21 protein-coding genes and 1 riboswitch are annotated in these 16,783 nt (G+C 67.1%); of the genes, 13 read left to right on the top strand and 8 right to left on the bottom strand.

From position 1 onward, the window contains the following. The first annotated feature begins 69 nt into the window (after positions 1-69). The 3 genes from ACETII_RS08890 (at position 70) to ACETII_RS08880 (ending at position 2,859) form a co-directional block, all read left to right on the top strand. Positions 70-1,071 carry an adenosine kinase gene (locus ACETII_RS08890; RefSeq protein ID WP_472787803.1) on the top strand — a complete coding sequence of 334 codons (1,002 nt, stop codon included), beginning with the start codon at positions 70-72 and terminating at the stop codon, positions 1,069-1,071. A gap of 18 nt (positions 1,072-1,089) precedes the next feature. Further along, positions 1,090-1,533 carry an FKBP-type peptidyl-prolyl cis-trans isomerase gene (locus tag ACETII_RS08885; RefSeq protein WP_472787802.1) on the top strand — a complete coding sequence of 148 codons (444 nt, stop codon included), beginning with the start codon at positions 1,090-1,092 and terminating at the stop codon, positions 1,531-1,533. Positions 1,534-1,641: 108 nt separating this feature from the next. After that, a complete protein-coding gene (locus ACETII_RS08880) occupies positions 1,642-2,859 on the top strand; it encodes a cation:proton antiporter (RefSeq protein ID WP_472787801.1) in 1,218 nt (405 codons plus the stop codon). A gap of 45 nt (positions 2,860-2,904) precedes the next feature. Here the strand turns inward: ACETII_RS08880 and ACETII_RS08875 are convergent, their stop codons facing one another. Continuing rightward, positions 2,905-4,494, bottom strand: a complete 1,590-nt coding sequence (locus ACETII_RS08875; RefSeq protein WP_472787800.1) for an MFS transporter — start codon at positions 4,492-4,494, stop codon at positions 2,905-2,907. Between the two features lie 86 nt (positions 4,495-4,580). Beyond that, a riboswitch (Fluoride riboswitch) is annotated at positions 4,581-4,643 on the bottom strand. A 54-nt stretch (positions 4,644-4,697) separates the two neighbouring features. Further along, positions 4,698-5,741 (bottom strand): HpcH/HpaI aldolase/citrate lyase family protein, encoded by a 1,044-nt coding sequence (locus tag ACETII_RS08870; RefSeq protein ID WP_472787799.1) that lies wholly within the window; start codon positions 5,739-5,741, stop codon positions 4,698-4,700. Between the two features lie 185 nt (positions 5,742-5,926). On the opposite strand from ACETII_RS08870, the gene ACETII_RS08865 reads away from it, so the two are divergent. Further along, positions 5,927-6,388 carry an ankyrin repeat domain-containing protein gene (locus ACETII_RS08865; protein WP_472787798.1) on the top strand — a complete coding sequence of 154 codons (462 nt, stop codon included), beginning with the start codon at positions 5,927-5,929 and terminating at the stop codon, positions 6,386-6,388. On the opposite strand, the gene ACETII_RS08860 is transcribed toward ACETII_RS08865, so the two are convergent. Further along, a complete protein-coding gene (locus ACETII_RS08860; protein ID WP_363350723.1) occupies positions 6,385-6,660 on the bottom strand; it encodes a hypothetical protein in 276 nt (91 codons plus the stop codon). The genes ACETII_RS08865 and ACETII_RS08860 overlap by 4 nt on opposite strands. 186 nt (positions 6,661-6,846) lie before the next feature. Between ACETII_RS08860 and ACETII_RS08855 the strand changes: the two genes are divergently transcribed. Next, positions 6,847-7,224, top strand: a complete 378-nt coding sequence (locus ACETII_RS08855; protein ID WP_363350721.1) for a DUF983 domain-containing protein — start codon at positions 6,847-6,849, stop codon at positions 7,222-7,224. Here ACETII_RS08855 and ACETII_RS08850 read toward each other — a convergent pair. Then, complete coding sequence (locus ACETII_RS08850; protein ID WP_472787797.1) at positions 7,221-7,700, bottom strand: RT0821/Lpp0805 family surface protein; 480 nt, start codon at positions 7,698-7,700, stop codon at positions 7,221-7,223. The genes ACETII_RS08855 and ACETII_RS08850 overlap by 4 nt on opposite strands. 68 nt (positions 7,701-7,768) lie before the next feature. On the opposite strand from ACETII_RS08850, the gene pdxH reads away from it, so the two are divergent. The 5 genes from pdxH (at position 7,769) to ACETII_RS08825 (ending at position 11,889) form a co-directional block, all read left to right on the top strand. Further along, a complete protein-coding gene (gene pdxH / locus ACETII_RS08845) occupies positions 7,769-8,383 on the top strand; it encodes a pyridoxamine 5'-phosphate oxidase (RefSeq protein WP_363350717.1) in 615 nt (204 codons plus the stop codon). After that, positions 8,380-8,949: a TIGR02301 family protein gene (locus ACETII_RS08840; RefSeq protein ID WP_472787796.1), complete on the top strand. Its 570-nt coding sequence runs from the start codon at positions 8,380-8,382 to the stop codon at positions 8,947-8,949. Before pdxH ends, ACETII_RS08840 begins: the two co-directional genes overlap by 4 nt. A gap of 78 nt (positions 8,950-9,027) precedes the next feature. Continuing rightward, on the top strand, positions 9,028-9,282 hold the full coding sequence (locus ACETII_RS08835; RefSeq protein WP_363351267.1) for a hypothetical protein: 255 nt from the start codon (positions 9,028-9,030) through the stop codon (positions 9,280-9,282). Positions 9,283-9,429: 147 nt separating this feature from the next. Then, on the top strand, positions 9,430-10,527 hold the full coding sequence (locus tag ACETII_RS08830) for a histidine phosphatase family protein (RefSeq protein WP_363350713.1): 1,098 nt from the start codon (positions 9,430-9,432) through the stop codon (positions 10,525-10,527). 42 nt (positions 10,528-10,569) lie between these two features. Beyond that, positions 10,570-11,889 (top strand): Nramp family divalent metal transporter, encoded by a 1,320-nt coding sequence (locus ACETII_RS08825; protein WP_472787795.1) that lies wholly within the window; start codon positions 10,570-10,572, stop codon positions 11,887-11,889. Here ACETII_RS08825 and ACETII_RS08820 read toward each other — a convergent pair. Further along, positions 11,884-12,225 carry a ClpX C4-type zinc finger protein gene (locus ACETII_RS08820; RefSeq protein ID WP_472787794.1) on the bottom strand — a complete coding sequence of 114 codons (342 nt, stop codon included), beginning with the start codon at positions 12,223-12,225 and terminating at the stop codon, positions 11,884-11,886. The two genes, ACETII_RS08825 and ACETII_RS08820, sit on opposite strands and share 6 nt — an antisense overlap. A gap of 149 nt (positions 12,226-12,374) precedes the next feature. Here ACETII_RS08820 and ACETII_RS08815 point away from each other — a divergent pair, with 149 nt between their 5' ends. Both ACETII_RS08815 and ACETII_RS08810 read left to right on the top strand, forming a co-directional pair. Further along, entirely contained in the window at positions 12,375-12,665 is a 291-nt protein-coding gene (locus ACETII_RS08815) for a hypothetical protein (protein ID WP_363350707.1), read from the top strand. 110 nt (positions 12,666-12,775) lie between these two features. Then, a complete protein-coding gene (locus ACETII_RS08810; RefSeq protein ID WP_363350705.1) occupies positions 12,776-13,732 on the top strand; it encodes a J domain-containing protein in 957 nt (318 codons plus the stop codon). On the opposite strand, the gene ACETII_RS08805 is transcribed toward ACETII_RS08810, so the two are convergent. Beyond that, entirely contained in the window at positions 13,729-14,223 is a 495-nt protein-coding gene (locus ACETII_RS08805) for a GNAT family N-acetyltransferase (protein ID WP_472787793.1), read from the bottom strand. The genes ACETII_RS08810 and ACETII_RS08805 overlap by 4 nt on opposite strands. Next, positions 14,220-14,501 carry a type II toxin-antitoxin system TacA family antitoxin gene (locus tag ACETII_RS08800; RefSeq protein ID WP_472787792.1) on the bottom strand — a complete coding sequence of 94 codons (282 nt, stop codon included), beginning with the start codon at positions 14,499-14,501 and terminating at the stop codon, positions 14,220-14,222. Before ACETII_RS08800 ends, ACETII_RS08805 begins: the two co-directional genes overlap by 4 nt. A gap of 117 nt (positions 14,502-14,618) precedes the next feature. On the opposite strand from ACETII_RS08800, the gene ispG reads away from it, so the two are divergent. Continuing rightward, a complete protein-coding gene (gene ispG, locus ACETII_RS08795; protein ID WP_472787791.1) occupies positions 14,619-15,914 on the top strand; it encodes a flavodoxin-dependent (E)-4-hydroxy-3-methylbut-2-enyl-diphosphate synthase in 1,296 nt (431 codons plus the stop codon). Between the two features lie 12 nt (positions 15,915-15,926). Here the strand turns inward: ispG and ACETII_RS08790 are convergent, their stop codons facing one another. Further along, positions 15,927-16,748 carry a uracil-DNA glycosylase gene (locus ACETII_RS08790; RefSeq protein WP_472787790.1) on the bottom strand — a complete coding sequence of 274 codons (822 nt, stop codon included), beginning with the start codon at positions 16,746-16,748 and terminating at the stop codon, positions 15,927-15,929. Between the last annotated feature and the right edge of the window lie 35 nt (positions 16,749-16,783).

The raw sequence follows: 16,783 nt of genomic DNA, 5'->3' as shown, positions 1-16,783 counted from the left end.
AGCCCGCGCTTCATTTTTTTGGCCGTTCGACCGATTGCGGCGCGGCTTCCAGCGCGGGTGTGTTTTCTCATGTCAGCTTCCCTCGACGTCCTCGGCATTGGCAACGCCATCGTCGACACGATTTCCCGCGCCGAGGACGACCTCCTTGTCTCCGCCGGGCTCATCAAGGGCTCCATGGCGCTCGTGGACGAGGCGCGCGCGGACCAGCTCTATGAACTGATGGGGCCGACGACGGTTATCTCCGGCGGCTCGGCGGCGAATACGATGGCGGGGATCGCCAGCCTCGGCGGGCGCGCCGGCTTTGTCGGCAAAGTCAAGGCGGACGCGGCCGGCCAGGAATTCACCCATGACATTCGCAAGGCGGGCGTCGCCTTCGACACGCCGCCGGCGACGGACGGCGCGGCGACGGCGCGCTGCCTGATCTTCGTGACGCCCGACGGCCAGCGCACCATGAACACCTTCCTCGGCGCCTGTCAGGCGCTGGGGCCCGACGACATCGACGAAAAGGCGGTCGCGGCGGCAAGCGTCCTCTACATGGAGGGCTATCTCTGGGATCCGCCGGGGGCCAAGGAAGCGTTTCTGCGCGCGGCGAAGGTCTCGCGGGCCAATGGGCGCAAGGTGGCGCTGACTCTTTCCGACTCATTCTGCGTCGGCCGCTATCGGGCCGAGTTTCTGTCGCTCGTCCGGGAGCGCGTGGTCGACATTCTCTTCGCCAATGAGAGCGAATTGCACGCGCTTTACGAAACCGCCGATTTCGACACGGCCGTCGCGGCGCTGCGCGCCGAACCGGGGCTGCTCGGCGTGGTGACGCGCTCCGAGAAAGGCTGCGTCGTCGCCAATGGCGACAGGCTCATCGCGGCGCCGGCCTTTCCGGTCGATGAAGTCGTCGACACGACCGGCGCCGGCGATCTTTTCGCCGCAGGGTTCCTCACCGGCTACGCGAGGGGACTGCCGCATCAGACGAGCGCCGCGCTCGGCGCGATGGCGGCGGCGGAAATCATCTCTCATGTCGGCGCGCGGCCGCAGAAAAATCTGCTGCAGCTCGCCCGCGACAACGGCATTTTCGCCTGAATGAACGGGAGGAAGAATATGCGCATGGTCAAAAAGACGTTCGCCGCCGCTTTTGTCGCCGCCGCCGCGGGCCTCGCCCTCGCGCCGACGGCGCTGCGCGCCGAGCCCGAAACGACGCTGACCGCAGACGGTCTGAAATATATCGACGTAAAGCCGGGCTCCGGCGCTTCGCCGAAAGTCGGCCAGACGGTCACCGTGCATTACACCGGCTGGCTCTATGTGAACGGCGCGAAGGGCAAGAAATTCGACAGTTCCCGCGACCGCGGCGAGCCCTTCGAATTCCCGCTCGGCATGGGCCAGGTCATCAAGGGCTGGGACGAAGGCGTCGAAACCATGAAAGTCGGCGGCAAGCGCACGCTCATCATTCCCCCCGAGCTCGGCTATGGCGCCCGCGCCATGGGCAACGCCATCCCCGCCAACTCCTGGCTCATTTTCGACGTCGAACTGCTCGGCGTGAAGTAAGCGCCGCCGCTGGTCGCGCGCCCTTCCCTCCCCCGCGCGGGAAGGGCCGGGGCGGGCGAAGGCCGCGGCGGACGACGTCCGCTAGACCCGGCAAGGAGCACACCCGCCATGACTTCGATCTGGGCGCAGGCGGCGTTTGTTTTCGGGCTCGCGCTCCTCGCGGGCCTGATCGCGCATCGCTTTCGCCTGTCGACGGCGCTCGTCGAGATTAGTGTCGGACTTTGCGCGCAGGCCCTTCTCGGCCTCATCGGCTATGAATGGATTTTCGCCGTTCAGGAGCCCTGGGTGAAGACGCTGGCGGGCGTCGGCGCGATTCTCCTGACCTTTCTCGCCGGCGCGGAGCTCGATCCAAACGTCTTCAGACGCAAATGGAAGGAGGCGGCCGCCATCGGCGGCGCGAGCTTCCTCGTCCCTTCCGTCGCCTGCTTCGCGGCGGCGCATTTTCTGCTCGGCTGGGACTCGTCGCCCGCTTTGCTCGCCGGGATCGCGCTCGCCGCCACGTCCGTCGCCGTCGTCTACACGGTGATGATGGAATATGGCTTCAACCGCACGGATTATGGCAAGACGATTCTCGCCGCCTGTTTCATCACCGATCTCGGCACGGTGGTGACGCTCGGCCTCGTCTTTGCGCCCTTCACCTGGAAGACGTTGCTGTTCGTCGCCGCTCTGGCGGGGGCCTTTATCTGTCTGCCGAAAATCACGCCCATCGCTTTCGCGCGATTCGGCGGCCGACCCTCCGAGTTCGAAGCAAAATTCCTGCTTTTCGCGCTGTTGGGCCTCGGGGCGCTGGCGAAATGGGCGGGGAGCGAAGCGGTGCTGCCGGCCTATCTCATCGGCATGGCGCTCGCCGGCAGCGTCGGCCGCGACAGCGCCCTCGTCCGACGCTTGCGGACCATCACGATCGGCCTGCTGACGCCTTTCTATTTCATTCGCGCCGGCTATTTCGTGTCGCTGCCCGCCGTGATCGCCGCGCCGGTCGGCGTGGTGATCTTTCTTGCCGTGGAGATCGGCGCCAAGGTCGCAAGCGTCTATCCGGTGGCGCGGCGCTTCGACGCGCCGCATAAGGATGCGATGTATACGACGCTGCTCATGGCGTCGGGCCTCACCTTCGGGACAATTTCGGCGCTGTTCGGGCTCTCCAACAACATCATCGACCAGGCGCAATATTCGACCCTCGTCGCCGCCATCATCGGCACCGCGGTCGTTCCCACGCTCATCGCCAACCGCTATTTCCTGCCCCGACACCTGCTGCCGCAAGACGACAGCGCCGTGGCGCGGGAAGAACAGGTCGAGAAAGCGCTCGAGACCTCCGACGTGCGGTCGTGACGCGCGCGCGCGCGGCGCGCGGCGAGACGGAAGCAGCGACGCGATTCACGGCTGCTCCATCAACTCCTCGGCTTCGAGCTCGGTGAGGGTGGGCTTTTTCGCAGGCTTGTCGAGATGCGTGGGCCGCGCGAACCAGATGATGGCGGCAAGGCAGACGAAAATGAAGGCGCCGAAATAGAAGGCGTCATCGAGGGCGAGCAGCAGCGACTGCTGCCGCATCAACCGCGAAACCTGCAGCCGCGACACCGCTTCGCTCATGCCGAGATCCTGCAGCTTGCTCATGAGCGCGCCCAGAACGTCGAGCGACGGGAAACGGCGGCCGCCCAACTGATCCGCCATGCCCAGCTGATGAAACGGCGCGCGACGAAATTGCACGACGGCCTGCGAGGTGATGCCATAGGCGCCGAAAGCCGTGCGCAGCATGGCGAGCTCCTCCGCCGCGCGAATGAGCTTTTTGCCGGGGAGCCCCTGCACGGCGATCGCGGCGGGCGGCGCGAAGAAGGTGGCGAGGAAAAAGCCGAAGAACAGCATCGGCGCCGTGATCTGGTCGAAGGAGGCGACCTTGTCATATTCGCCGAGCCAGGTCAGCGTCACCGCGAAGCCGATGAAATTGAGGCTCGCGAGATAGCGCAGCTCGATGTGCTTCGTGAGCAGGTGCACGACCGAGACGACGGGCGCGGCGAAGACGGCCATGGTGAGATAGACGAGGCCGGCGAGCGAGGAGGTATAGCCGAGCAGCGTCTGCAATTGCCCGACGAAGACCGACAATGTGCCCTGAATGACGAGAAAGCCGGCGACTGAGCAGAAGGTCGCGACCGCGTAATTGCGGTGGCGAAACAGCCTGACGTCGAGCGCCGGATTGCGCTCGCCGAGCTCCCACAGAATGAAGGCCGGAAAGGCGATGACCACGACGACCATGACCGCGCCGAGAACGGCCGAGCCGAACCAGTCGAAATCGTTGCCCTGATTGAGAATGGTCTGCACGCCGACGAGGGTGACGGCGATCAGCGCAAAGCCGACCGCGTCGAAGCGCACGATTCTGCGCTTGACAGGGCGGCCGTAGAACAGCGCGAAAACCAGACCGGCGATGGGCAAGCCCAGAATGATGTTCGAGTAAAACAGCATCCGCCAGTCGACATACTCCGCCCAGAAACCGCCCATGAAGACGCCCAGCGTGAAGGGCGCCATGCTGAGCACCCCCCACCAGGCGACCCCGTAAACGCGATATTTCTCGGGAAGCTCGGTCAAGACGAGCGTCTGCCCGAGCGGCAGGATGATCCCGCCCGCCAGCCCGAGCAGGAAGCGCATCGGCACGAAGAACCAGATGGTTTCGCTCGTGGCGCAGGCGAAGGAAAAGACCGCATAGGCGACGAAGGCCCAGCAGTAGACCCGGTAGTCGCCATAGCGCCCCGCGAGCCAGCGCGCGAGCGGCAGGCCCAGGACGACGCCCATCATGTGGTCGGTGGTGCCCCAGGTGCCGAAGCTCGGATTGACGCCCTGCAGGCTCCCGGCCGCATAGGGCACGAGCACCGTGTAACCCGGCACATTCGAAAGGGCGATGACGTTGCCGACGGCGACGGCGACGTTGAACAGCAGGAAGCGCCAGCCCGTGAGCTTCTCGTCGACGGTAAGCATCAGGGGCCCCTCCGGCGCCCGGCGGCGGAGAGGCGGATCGTATTTGCGTTGATTGCGTTTTGCACGACAGACTCCGACTGGCGGCTGGCCAAACAGGAGTCATCGGCCCCGAGGGCGGTTACAAGGCGAACCCCATCGCCTGCGGCGAGTTTAGCGCCGCAAGGCGGGGGCCTGTCAACCGGCGCCTCGGCGCTCAGCCGAAATTACAAGCCGTAGATCTTGGCGAAATCGGCGTCCTTGGCGGCGACCTGCTTGGCGAGGTCGACGACGACCTTGCACTGCTTCCAGGTGGCGTCGTCCTGCATGCGGCCGTCGATCATCACCGCGCCGGTGCCGTCGGGCATGGCGTCGAGCACGCGCTTGGCGAAAGCGACTTCCTTCGGATCGGGCGAGAAGACGCGCTTGGCGATGTCGATCTGCGTCGGATGCAGCGACCAGGCGCCCGCGCAGCCGAGCAGGAAGGCGTTGCGGAACTGGGCCTCGCAGGCCGGCGCGTCGGAGAAATCGCCGAAGGGGCCATAGAAGGCCTTGATGCCGGCGGAGGCGCAGGCGTCGACCATTTTGGCGATGGTGTAGTGCCACAGATCCTGCTGGAAGCTCGCCCGCAGGCCCGCGCCCGGATCGGCGTCGGCGATCACCTTATATTCCGGGTGGCCGCCGCCGACGCGCGTGGTCTTCATGGCGCGCGAGGCCGCGAGATCGGCCGGGCCGAGGCTGATGCCATGCATGCGGGGCGAGGCCGCGGCGATGGCGTCGACGTTCTTCACGCCCTCCGCCGTCTCCAGAATGGCGTGGATCAGAATGGGCTTCTGGACGCTGTTTCTCGCTTCGAGCTGGGCCAGAAGCTGGTCGAGATAGGCGATGTCCCAGGGGCCTTCGACCTTGGGGAGCATGACGACGTCGAGCTTGTCGCCGACGGCGCCGACGATCTCAATCATGTCGTCGAGCGCCCAGGGGCTGTTCAAGGCGTTCATGCGGGTCCACAGGCCCGTGGAGCCGAAATCCGTGGACTTGGCCATGTCGATGAAGCCGGCGCGCGCGGCTTCCTTGGCGTCGGCGGGGATGGCGTCCTCGAGATTGCCGAGCACCACGTCGACCTGCTTGGCGATGTCCGGAACCTTCGCCCGCATTTTCTCGACATGCGGCGGCACGAAATGGATCATCCGCTCGACCTTGACCGGAAGCTCGCGATAGGGCGCGGGCGCGCCAATGGCCAGCGGACGATAGAACTGATTGGGCAGTTTCATGCGGGAGAGCTCCGGATCGCGCGTTCCTTGGGGGACGAAAAACGGCCGACGGGCCATGAGGACGCGTTTCAAATGACGCGTCGAGCTAGCGCAGACCGGGCCGAATGGCAATGGCGGGGGCGACTGGCCCCGACTTCGCATCTCTTGAGCCGATCCGGCCAACCAGACAAGACGAAAGCGACACTATGCCGAGCGACGCGCTGCGCGACTTTCTCGCCGAACACGGCTTCGGGCCGGACGAGGTCAATGGCCGCAACGGCGACGGCGCGACGCCGCTGATGGTCGCGGCGCGGCGCGCGACGGCGGCGCTGGCGCAGGAGCTGATCGACGCGGGCGCCGATCTCGACGCCGAGAACGCAGACGGCAATCAGGCGCTGTGGCTCGCCTGCGTCACCGAAAACATCGAGACCATCGAGCTGCTCATCGCCGCCGGGATCGACGTGCAGCATGTCAACGCCACGGGCGCGACGCCGCTGATGTTCGCCGCCTCTTCGGGCCGGGCGCGCGCGGTCGCGCGGCTCTTGGCGGCGGGGGCCGACCCGCTGTTCGAGACCGGGCTCGGCCTGACCGCCCTCGACATGGCGTCGACCTTCGAATGCCTCAGCCTGATGCGCGCAGCGGCCAAGCGCCCGGCCGCGGGGGGCTAGGGGCAAGCGGTCTTCACGATGATTCCGTCGCGATGCAGGTAATATTCGACGCAGCTGCGGTCGTTGACCAGCACCGGCCGCTTGCCGATTTCGGCGGCCTTGAGAAAGTCGAGGACGGTCGTATGCCCCTTGCCGTCCCAGTCCATCTCCTCCCAGCCATAGCCCGCCCGCCAGGCGGCGAAGGCGCGCACCGACAGGAAAAAGACCGGGATGACGAGCAGCGCGAGAAGACTGGTCACAATGAGGCGGCGCTTGCCGAAGGGCTCGGACATGTCTGGCTCCAAATGGCTTTAGATGAAAGGTTACCCCGCGCGGCGTGAATGAGAAACCTTATCGGACGCTTTAGCGGCGCGGTCGCGGGGGCGCCCCGTTTTGGGAGCCGGGAGAAGAAAAGGCGCACAAAACGGGGTCGAATCGGGCCCCCTTGATTCGCGCCCGCCGAAGGTGAACAAAGCCTTATGACCGAGAAAGACCTTTCCCCGCGCGCCGCAGCCTCGGCGCCCCTGACGCTGTGGCGCGGCGCGTCGATGAAATGCCCCCGCTGCGGCGAAGGGCGCATTTTTCAAGGCTACCTGAAACGTCGGGACCGCTGCGCGCACTGCGGCGAGACCTTCGAGGGATTGGACGCCGACGACGGCCCGGCGTGGCTCACCATCGGCCTCGTCGCCCATATCGTCGTGCCGTTGCTCATCGTCCTCGAGCGCGGCGAACTCATGCCCTATTGGCAGGAGGCGGCGATTCTCGTGGTCGTGACGATCGTCGCCACGCTGCTCTTTCTGCCGATCTCAAAGGGGTTTTTCGTCGCGGCGCTGTGGCTGATCGACCGCAAGAATTAGATTTTCCGGAGCTTGGCCTCGGTCAGCGCCCAGTCGGCCGACTTCTCTCGGCAGGCGGCGCCTTGCAATTTCTCGTCGGTCTCGCCCGCCTCTATGTCGGCGACAAAGGCGCGGCAGATTTTGCCGTCGAGCGGATAGGCCTGTCCAAGCGGCGTGAAGGAGCCCTTGGCGCCCGTCTGCGGATTGTCCCAATGAACGCTCGCGCCGGAGCCTTGCGGATCGAGCGCGGTGCTCATCGCCGCCATGGCGCGGCGCAGGTCTTCGGCGTCGAGATGGCGGGAGAGCTTCGGCGCAGGCTTGGCGATGGAGCCGGTCGCGTCGTCGGGCGGGCCCCGCCACAGCGCTGAATTGGGAGAAGACGCCATCGGAATGGCGATCGAGCACCCAGAGGCGGCGCAGGCGAGCATGATGGCGCCAACGGCCCCGAGGCGCGGGAATTGAGCAATGAGGCTGTCGGTTATATGTCTGATACTCAAGAACTGCAAAGGGCTGCCTTCCAACGCGCCGCGCCCGGATCAGGCGCCTCCCATGAGAGGATTTTCCCGTGAACGCGTTAACGTCGGGTGACTTTGTCGAAGCCGTAGAGCCGTTTGATCTTTTCGGAAGATGGTTTGAGGATGCGCAGGCCAAGGAAGTTAACGACCCCGAGGCCATGGCGGTGGCGACGGCCGACGCCGACGGCCTGCCGGACGCGCGCATGGTGCTGATGAAGGAGTGGAGCCCGGAGGGCTTCGTCTTCTACACCAACGCGGAGAGCGCCAAGGGGCGACAGCTCGCCGCCAATATGAAGGCGGCGGCCCTCTTCCACTGGAAATCGCTGCGCCGTCAGGTGCGCCTGCGCGGCCCGGTCGAGGCGGTGAGCGAGGCGGAATCCGACGCCTATTACGCCAGCCGCCCGCGCGACTCGCGCATCGGGGCGTGGGCCAGCCAGCAGTCGCGCCCGCTCGAGAGCCGCTTCGCGCTGGAGAAGTCGGTGGCGTCATATGCGGCGAAATATGCGATTGGCGACATTCCGCGGCCGCCCTATTGGCGCGGCTTCCGCATCAAGCCGATCGCCATGGAGTTTTGGCAGGACCGACCCTTCCGTCTGCACGACCGCCTGCGCTTCTTCCGTGAGGCTCCTGGCCAGGACTGGCGCAAGGAGCGCCTCTATCCATGAGACGCAGCGTCGCCCCATTGGCGCTCGCCTGCGCCTCTCTCTTGAGCTTCGAAGCCGGGGCGCAGGGGATCTTCGACAATCTCTTCGGCCCCGACCGGCCCGAACGCGCGGCGCCGCGCTCGGCCCCGGCGCGCGACGTTCCCCAGAAAGAGAAAAAACGTCCCGACGCCGCGGCCGCCAAAGCAAAAAAAAAGGGCGAGCCCGCCAAGGGGCAGCCGGAGACCGCCGCCAAGCCCGGCGCTCCGGGCGGCGAGGCCCCGCCCCCGCCCTATGAGGGGCAGCTTATGCGGCTGTCCGAAGTGCTTGGCGCGCTCGCCTTTCTGCGCGATCTCTGCCAGGCGAAGGACGGCGGCGACTGGCGCGACAAGATGTCCGCGCTGCTCGAGGCGGAAGCGCCGAGCGGGCCGCGGCGCGACAAATATGTCGCGGCGTTTAATCGCGGCTTCCGCGGCTATGAGCTGACCTATCGGGTCTGCACGCAGAACGCCAAAGACGCGACCGCGCGTTATCTCGACGAGGCCGCCAAAATCTCGCGCGACGTGAGTTATCGATTCGGCAGTCCTTAAGATTATCTGCAAGCTGGAATTAACCTTTTGGAAAGAGGCCGGTCGCGCCCGGCGGGCGCCTTGTCTAAAGTGCATCGCATGATGCAGCTGAACCTAGCGACTTTCGACGACACCGGCGGCGAGCAGCAGCGCGCCGCTTTGGCCTATGTGACCGAAGCCTTCGCCGAGGCGATTTTGGCGGGAATTGAAAGCGAGTCCTTCGCCCAGGCGGCGTTGTCGGCGGCGCTGCGCGAGCTCGTCGCGACCTATGGCGAAGAGGCGGTCGCGCGCTTCGTCGAGACGCTGCCCGGCCACATTCGCGCCGGCGAGTTCACCTACGCCGCGCGGCATTGACGCAAGTCAAGGGCAGGCGTTTTCGCCAAAAGGCGACTGACTTTTTCGGCGGGATAGGGCAGAACAGCCGTCGCGTAACGGCGCGGCGGGCGAATTTTGCGCGAGAGCCCGCGCGCGAGCGGCCCGTGCGCCGCGCCAAGACGAGCGATGACCCGAACGATCATCTGTCTCGCCCGCCACGGCGAGACAAATTGGAATATTGAACGTCGTTTCCAGGGCCAGTTCGACATTGCCCTCAATGCGCGCGGCCGCGCCCAGGCGCAGGCGCTCGCGCATGAGCTGGACGGCGCCCATTTCGACCGCGTCTACGCGAGCGATCTCCGCCGCGCCCTCGCCACCGCCGCGCCCATCGCCGCGTCGCGTGGGCTGGAGGTGCGCGCCACGCAGCGGCTGCGCGAGAAGGACGACGGCGCCTGGCAAGGCCACACCCACGCCGAGGTGCAGGTCAAATATGCCGACGACTATCCGCATTATCTCTCGCGCAAGCCCGACTTCGCGGCGCCCGAAGGCGAGACGCTCGAAGAATTCGCCCGCCGCGTCCGCCTGGTGCTGACCGACATCGCCCGCGAGAGCGCCGGCCTCACCGTGCTCGTCGTCGCCCATGCGGGCGTGCTCGACATCGCCTGGCGGATCGCCACCGGCAAGGCGCTTTCCGAGAAGCGCGAGCATCCGGTGCTGAACGCGACGCCGAACTGGATCGCCTATGACGACGGCGAATGGTCGCTCGTCGATTGGGCGCGGCCGGAGGGGCGGGCGGAAATCGCAGCGCCCTGGGACGGGGTGGCGCTGCCGCGGCGCGAGGCCGCCCGGGCGCTGATCGTCGAGCCGGCCGGCCGTGCGCTGCTCATGCAATACGCCGGCGGCCTGTCGCCGCATTTTCTGGCGCTGGGGCATCACCACTTCTGGGCGACCCCGGGCGGCGCGCTCAAGGAGGGCGAGACGTTCGAGGCGGCGCTGCGGCGGGAAGTCGCCGAGGAGACCGGTCTCCTCCTGCGCGGCGACGTCGGCCCCGTCGTCGCGACGCGGGAGTTCCCGATGGAGCTCGGCGAAGATTGGCACCAGGCGATCGAGCGCTATTTCCTGATCAGAACGGAAGAGTTCGCGCCTGCGCCGCAAAGCCTTACGCCGGAAGAAAAGGTGCACCTGCTCGGTTGGCGCTGGTGGTCGGCGGACGAGATCGCGGCGTCTCAGGAGCTCATCTTCCCCGAGGGCCTTGAAGCGTTGCTGCGCAAGGTCAATCCATAACGCCCCCGCCTCCGCCAACGGGCGCGCGTCTGGGGAGGTTCTATGCTGACGTCCGCGCCTGCGGGTTCGATGCGCGGCGAATTGCGCCGCTCCGTGGCGGTCCCCGATGGCGGGAAGCTCCTCAGACGCATCTTTGTCTTTCTCGGCCCCGGCTATCTCGTCGCGACCGGCTATATGGACCCTGGCAATTGGGCGACGGCCCTGGCGGGCGGCTCGAAGTTCGGGACGGCCCTGCTGTTCGTGGCCGTGCTGTCGAGCCTCATGGCCGTCGTGCTGCAATCGCTCTCGGCGCGGCTCGGCGTCGGCGCCGGGCTCGATCTCGCCCAGGCCTGCCGGGCCCATACGCCCTTTCCCGTCGCGGTCGGGCTGTGGATCCTCGCCGAGGCCGGGATTTTTGCAACGGACCTCGCCGAAGTCATCGGCACGGCGATCGGGCTTCAGCTTCTCTTCGGCCTGCCGCTGGCGATCGGAATCGTCGTGACGACGCTCGATGCGTTTCTCGTGCTCGCTTTCGAGCGTCTCGGCTTTCGCAAGATCGAGCTGTTCGTCGTCGCGATGCTCGCCTTGATCGGTCTCTGCTTCGCAGCGCAGCTGGTGATGGCCCGACCCGACATGGCCGAGGTCGCGCGGGGGCTCGTCCCCACGTCGCGCTTCGTCACCGACCCCGAGATGCTCTATCTCGGCCTCGGCATCCTGGGCGCGACGGTGATGCCGCATAATCTCTTTCTCCATTCCTTCGTGGTGCAGACGCGCGCCGTGGGCGTCTCGACGCGCCAGAAGCGTGAGGCGATCCGCTTCGCCGTGATCGACAGCGCGCTCGCTCTGTTCTTCGCATTGCTCGTCAATGGCGCGATCCTCGTCCTGGCGGCGGCGGTCTTTCACACGCGGGGCCTAACTGACGTCGCCGAGCTCGGCGAGGCGCATCGGCTCATCGCGCCGCTCCTCGGCGAGCCTGTGGCGGCGACGCTGTTCGCCGTGGCGCTCATTGCGTGCGGGCTCAATTCGACGGTCACCGCCACCCTCGCCGGGCAGATCGTCATGGAAGGCTTCGTCCATCTTCGCCTCGCCCCCGCGACGCGCCGGCTCGTGACGCGGGCGATCGCGATTGCGCCCGCCATTGCGGTGACGCTTTATGCCGGTGAGAGCGCGACGGCGCGGCTTCTCGTGCTCAGCCAGGTGGTGCTGAGCGTGACCCTGCCCTTCGCCGTCGTTCCGCTGGTTCTCTTCACGGCCCGCCGCAAGGTGATGGGCGATCTTGTCGCCCCGAAGCGCACGACGCTCGTCGCCGCCGTCATCGCCGTCGGAGTTATCGGGCTCAATCTGAAGCTTCTGTGGGACGCCCTCGCCGGCGCCGCGCTATGAGAAGCGCTCCCAAGCCGTTTGCCGCGAAACCCCGAAGCTCTTGGCGATTTCCGACCAGCTCACGCCCTGTTCCCGCAGGGTCTCCACCATGACCTGGAGCTGATCCCGGTAGCCGTCCGCGGCGGCGTTGATCGGCGCGAGAAGCGCGAGCAATCGCTCCCGCGGCCAGGCCCTGGGGTCGAAGGAGCGGTCGGCCCCGGGGCCGTCTCCGTCCATAATCGCTTGGCAGACCCCGACGCATTCGTTGCAGATATGCACGCCGGCGGGGCCGGCGGCGAGTTTCTCGATCTCGTCCTGCGACTTGCCGCAGAAGGAACAGTGCAGTTTCTTCGCCAAGACCGCCTCCGTCAGGTCCGACATGACTGTCAGGTCAAGCCTGATGAAATCCGTGTCACGCCAAAACGCGAACAGGCGTCCAGCCGCCGGAACATGGGCGGGAGCTTGCGCGTTCAAAAACGCAACAATTTCAAAACAGGAAAGACCCCATGAAAGTCCCTGCGCTCGGTCACGCCGAGATAGAAAAGGCTTTGATTTCCCCGGCGTCGGTTTTCGACGCGCCTCATGAAGTGGTCGATACGCCGGCCCTCGCCAAAATCATGAAGATCGAAATCCTCAAGCGCTGGGAGCTCGACGCCCGCGCCCTTTTGCGGGCGACGGAGGAAAATATGGCCGGCGGCGAACCGAGCGAGATCGACGCCGTGAACGAGGCGCTCGCGCGCCTCGACCCCGAGGGCAGGGCGCTCGACGACTTTGCGCGCGCGCCGACGAAGCTTTGATTCGGCCCTGCTCGCGCTTGCGTTAGCTCCGCGCTTCTCCCACATAGTAATTCAGACATTTGCGCCCGCGCCGCTTCGGGCGGGCGCTTCCATGGGCTGATTGGACCAAAATGCGCGACCCATACGACGTACTCGGCGTTTCCAAATCGGCGAGCGCGGCCGACATCAAGAAGGCCTACCGCCAGCTCGCCAAGAAATACCACCCCGACCGCAACAGGGACGACGCGAAGGCCAAGGAGCGCTTCGCGGAGATCAACACGGCCTACGAGATCGTCGGCGACGAGAAAAAGAAGGCCCAGTTCGACCGCGGCGAGATCGGGCCGGACGGCAAGCCCAAGGGCTTCGAAGGCTTTGGGGCCGGACCGGGCGGCTTCTCGCGCGCCTGGCGCTCGAGCAGCGGGCCCGGGGCGAACCAGCATTACGAATTCAATTTTGGCGGCGGCGGCGGTCAGGGGGGCGCCGGCGGTTTCGATCCCAGCGATCTCTTCGCCGATCTCTTCGGCGGCCGCCGGCGCGCCCAGCAGACGCCCGAGCGCGGCGAGGACGTGGCGGCGACGGCGACCGTGCCGCTCGAAACCGCCGCGAAGGGCGGCTCGGCCCGCGTCATTCTGCCCTCCGGCCGCACGCTGGAAGTCAAAGTTCCCGCCGGCGTCGAGGACAGTCAGCAAATCCGCCTGCGCGGCCAGGGCCAGCCGGGCCTGCGCGGCGGCGAGTCGGGCGACGCCCTGGTGACCGTGAAGATCGCGGCGCATCCCTATTTCAGGCTCGAGGGGCGCGATCTGCGCCTCGATCTGCCGGTGACGATCTACGAGGCGGCGCTGGGGGCGAAGGTCCAGACGCCGACGCTCGACGGCAAGGTCGAGCTCGCGGTCCCGGCCGGCTCCAACGGCGGCCGCGTGCTGCGCCTGCGCGGCAAGGGCCTGCCGGCGACCGAGAGCAAGCCCGCGGGCGACCTCTATGTGGCGCTGAAAATCATGCTGCCGGAGGAGCCCGACGCCGAATTCGAGGCGCGACTGCGTGAGCTGCGGGAGCGCCACCATTACGATCCGCGCCGGAAGATGGGTTAGTCGAGCGCCGCGCGGAGGTCGGCAAGCGTCGTCATGAGCGTCGTAACATCGAGCGGCGAGGGCTCGAAGCCGACTGCTTCGTAGAAGGCGGCGGCTTCTGGAGAGAGGGCGTGAACGAGCATGCCACGCACCCCGATCGCGTCCGCCGCGTGACGAACGCGCAGCAGCGCATCCTTCACGAGAACGCGTCCGAGGCCGTTTTTCTGCCACGCCTTATCGATGGCGAGCCGCCCCAAGACGATGACCGGCGTGGGGTCGGGCATGTTCCGGCGCAGACGGCCGGTCGCTGCGTCGAGGTCGACGGCCCCTGCCGCCAACGCGTAATAGGCAACGACCCGATTTCCTTCGCAGACCAAATAGGTCCGGGACGAGCCGCTCGCCTGATTGGCGCGCGCGCGGCGTCGAAGCCAGTCATTCAGCGCCGGTTCGCCGCAGTCGAAGTCGGCCACATCGTCCGAATCCTCGATGAGACGCGGCGCTTGAATCCTCACTCCCAGGGCGCCCGGGTCCGCATGGTGCGCCGCAGCCGATCATTGGGCCGCGGCGGCGCGTCCAGACGTGCGGCGAAGGCGTCAAAGGCTTCCGCTCCGACGCGCCAAAGCGCGCGATCGAGCAAAGCCTCCTGGGCCGCCCGCCGTCCGGCCTCCAGCAGGAAATCTGTCCGGCTCTTGCCCTGCAGCGCGGCGGCGCGGTCGATCAGAGCCCGGTCGTCGGGCTTGACCCTGAGGTTCAAGGTTTCGCGCTTGGCAGGCTGGATTTTTGGTTGCATGCCGTCCTTGTAGCACTGTGTAACGCCAATGTCATTACAGCTGCATCGCCGCGCGCTTGACCCGCGGCGATTTCCGCGCGACCTAGGGCGAAAGCTATTCACCGGAGCCGCGACGAGATGACCGACGCAACAGAGTCCCGCCTGCCCGATCCCGTTTCCGCCGAGCCGGCGCCGCGCAAAAAGACCTGCGCCGTGCGGATCGGCGCGGGCGCGGGCGCCGTGACGGTTGGCGGCGGCGCGCCCATCGTCGTCCAGTCGATGACCAACACCGACACCGCCGACGTCGACTCGACCGTCGCGCAGGTGACGGCGCTCGCCCAGGCGGGATCGGAGATCGTCCGCATCACCGTCGACCGCGACGAGGCGGCGGCGGCCGTGCCGCACATTCGCGAGAAGCTCGACGCGAAGGGGATCAACGTCCCGCTCGTCGGCGATTTTCACTACATCGGCCACAAGCTCCTCGCCGATCATCCGGCCTGCGCCGAGGCGCTCGCCAAATATCGCATCAATCCCGGCAACGTCGGCTTCAAGGACAAGAGGGACCGCCAGTTCGGCGCAATCGTCGAACTCGCCGCCAGACACGACAAGGCGGTGCGCATCGGCGCCAATTGGGGCTCGCTGGATCAGGAGCTCTTGACGCATCTGATGGACATCAACGCCGCCTCGGACCGGCCGATCGACGCCCGCGCCGTGACGCGCGAGGCGCTGGCGCGCTCGGCGCTGATGTCGGCGGCGCGCGCCGAGGAGATCGGCCTGCCGAAGAACCGCATCGTGATTTCGGCGAAGGTCTCGGCGGTGCAGGACTTGATCGCCGTCTATCGCATGCTCGCGCAACGCAGCGACTACGCCCTGCATCTGGGGCTGACCGAAGCCGGCATGGGCTCCAAGGGCGTCGTCGCGTCGGCCGCGGCGCTGGGCGTGCTGCTGCAGGACGGCATCGGCGACACGATCCGCGTCTCGCTCACCCCCGAACCCGGCGGCGACCGCTCGCTCGAAGTGCGCGTCGCACAGGAAATCCTGCAGACCATGGGCTTTCGCACCTTCGTGCCGCTCGTCGCGGCCTGCCCCGGCTGCGGCCGCACGACTTCGACCGTCTTCCAGGAGCTCGCCCGCGACATTCAGGAGCATATCCGCGAACGCATGCCCATCTGGCGCGCGCAATATCCCGGCGTCGAGACGCTCAACGTCGCGGTGATGGGCTGCATCGTGAACGGCCCCGGCGAGTCGAAACACGCCGACATCGGCATTTCTCTCCCCGGCACCGGCGAGACGCCGGCGGCGCCCGTCTTCATCGACGGCAAGAAGGCCATGACCTTGCGCGGCGAGGGCATCGCCGAGGAATTCACCCGCATCGTCGACGATTATATCGCCCGCCGCTATGGCGGCGCGAAGGAAGGCGCGGCGGCGGAGTAAGGGGCCGCCGCCTCACTCCCGCAGATTATCTGCCGCCGCGCGCAGGTCCCGCCACGCCGCCCGCTTGAGCGTCGGGCTTTTCAGCATGGCGTCGAGGCTGTTGAACACGTAGGCCCGGGCCCCGCCTGTAAGGTCGAAGGGCTTGCCGCGCAGCTTCGCGACCGGTTCATGCGTCGCGAGCGTCACCCGCGCCGGCGCTTCGCCGAAGAGGAGTACGACCCGCGGCCGCGCAAGTTCGACGTGACGGCGGGCGAACGGAGCAAGAATCGTTATTTCCTGCGGCGTGAGCGCCCTGTCGCCCGGCGGCCGCCAGGGCGCGACGTAAGCCAGATAGGCGCTCTTCCGGTCGAGGCCGATTGCGGCGAGCATATTGTCGAGAAGCCGCGCCTGCAGGCCGCTGAACGCCTCGCCGGTCGTTTCCTCCGTCACGCCCGGCGCGGCGTCGAGCGCCATGAGCGGCGCCCCCGGCGCTCCGGCGCCAAACAGGAAATGCTCCGCCATGTCGCGGAAGGGCGCGTGCGGAAATTCGGCGAGCCGCAGGGCGAGCGCATCGAGATCCGTCGCCGCGGCGGCGGCCGCCTCCGCGGCGCGCGCGGCGTCCTCCGGCGCGGCGACGACGGACGCCGGCCGGCGGGGTTGCAGCGGAAGGGGGGCCGGCGGCTCGCGTGGCGCGACGATCGGCGCGGCGTCGACGGCGGGCGCCGGCGCGCGCGCGCTTTCGGCGTAGCGATCATGCGGCGCGTCGTCGAGCGCAAGATCGACACCGCTCTCGACATGCCAGTCGAGCAGGGCGAGGAGCGCGTCGCGGAGGTCGGGCGGCGGGGCGATGGCCATAGGGCACATTACCTCGCACGGCCGATGAAGCGGGA

Source organism: Methylocystis sp. NC52PC (assembly GCF_055698645.1).
Note: the sequence above shows the minus strand (reverse complement) of the source record. Positions and strands in the feature narration are given on the sequence as shown.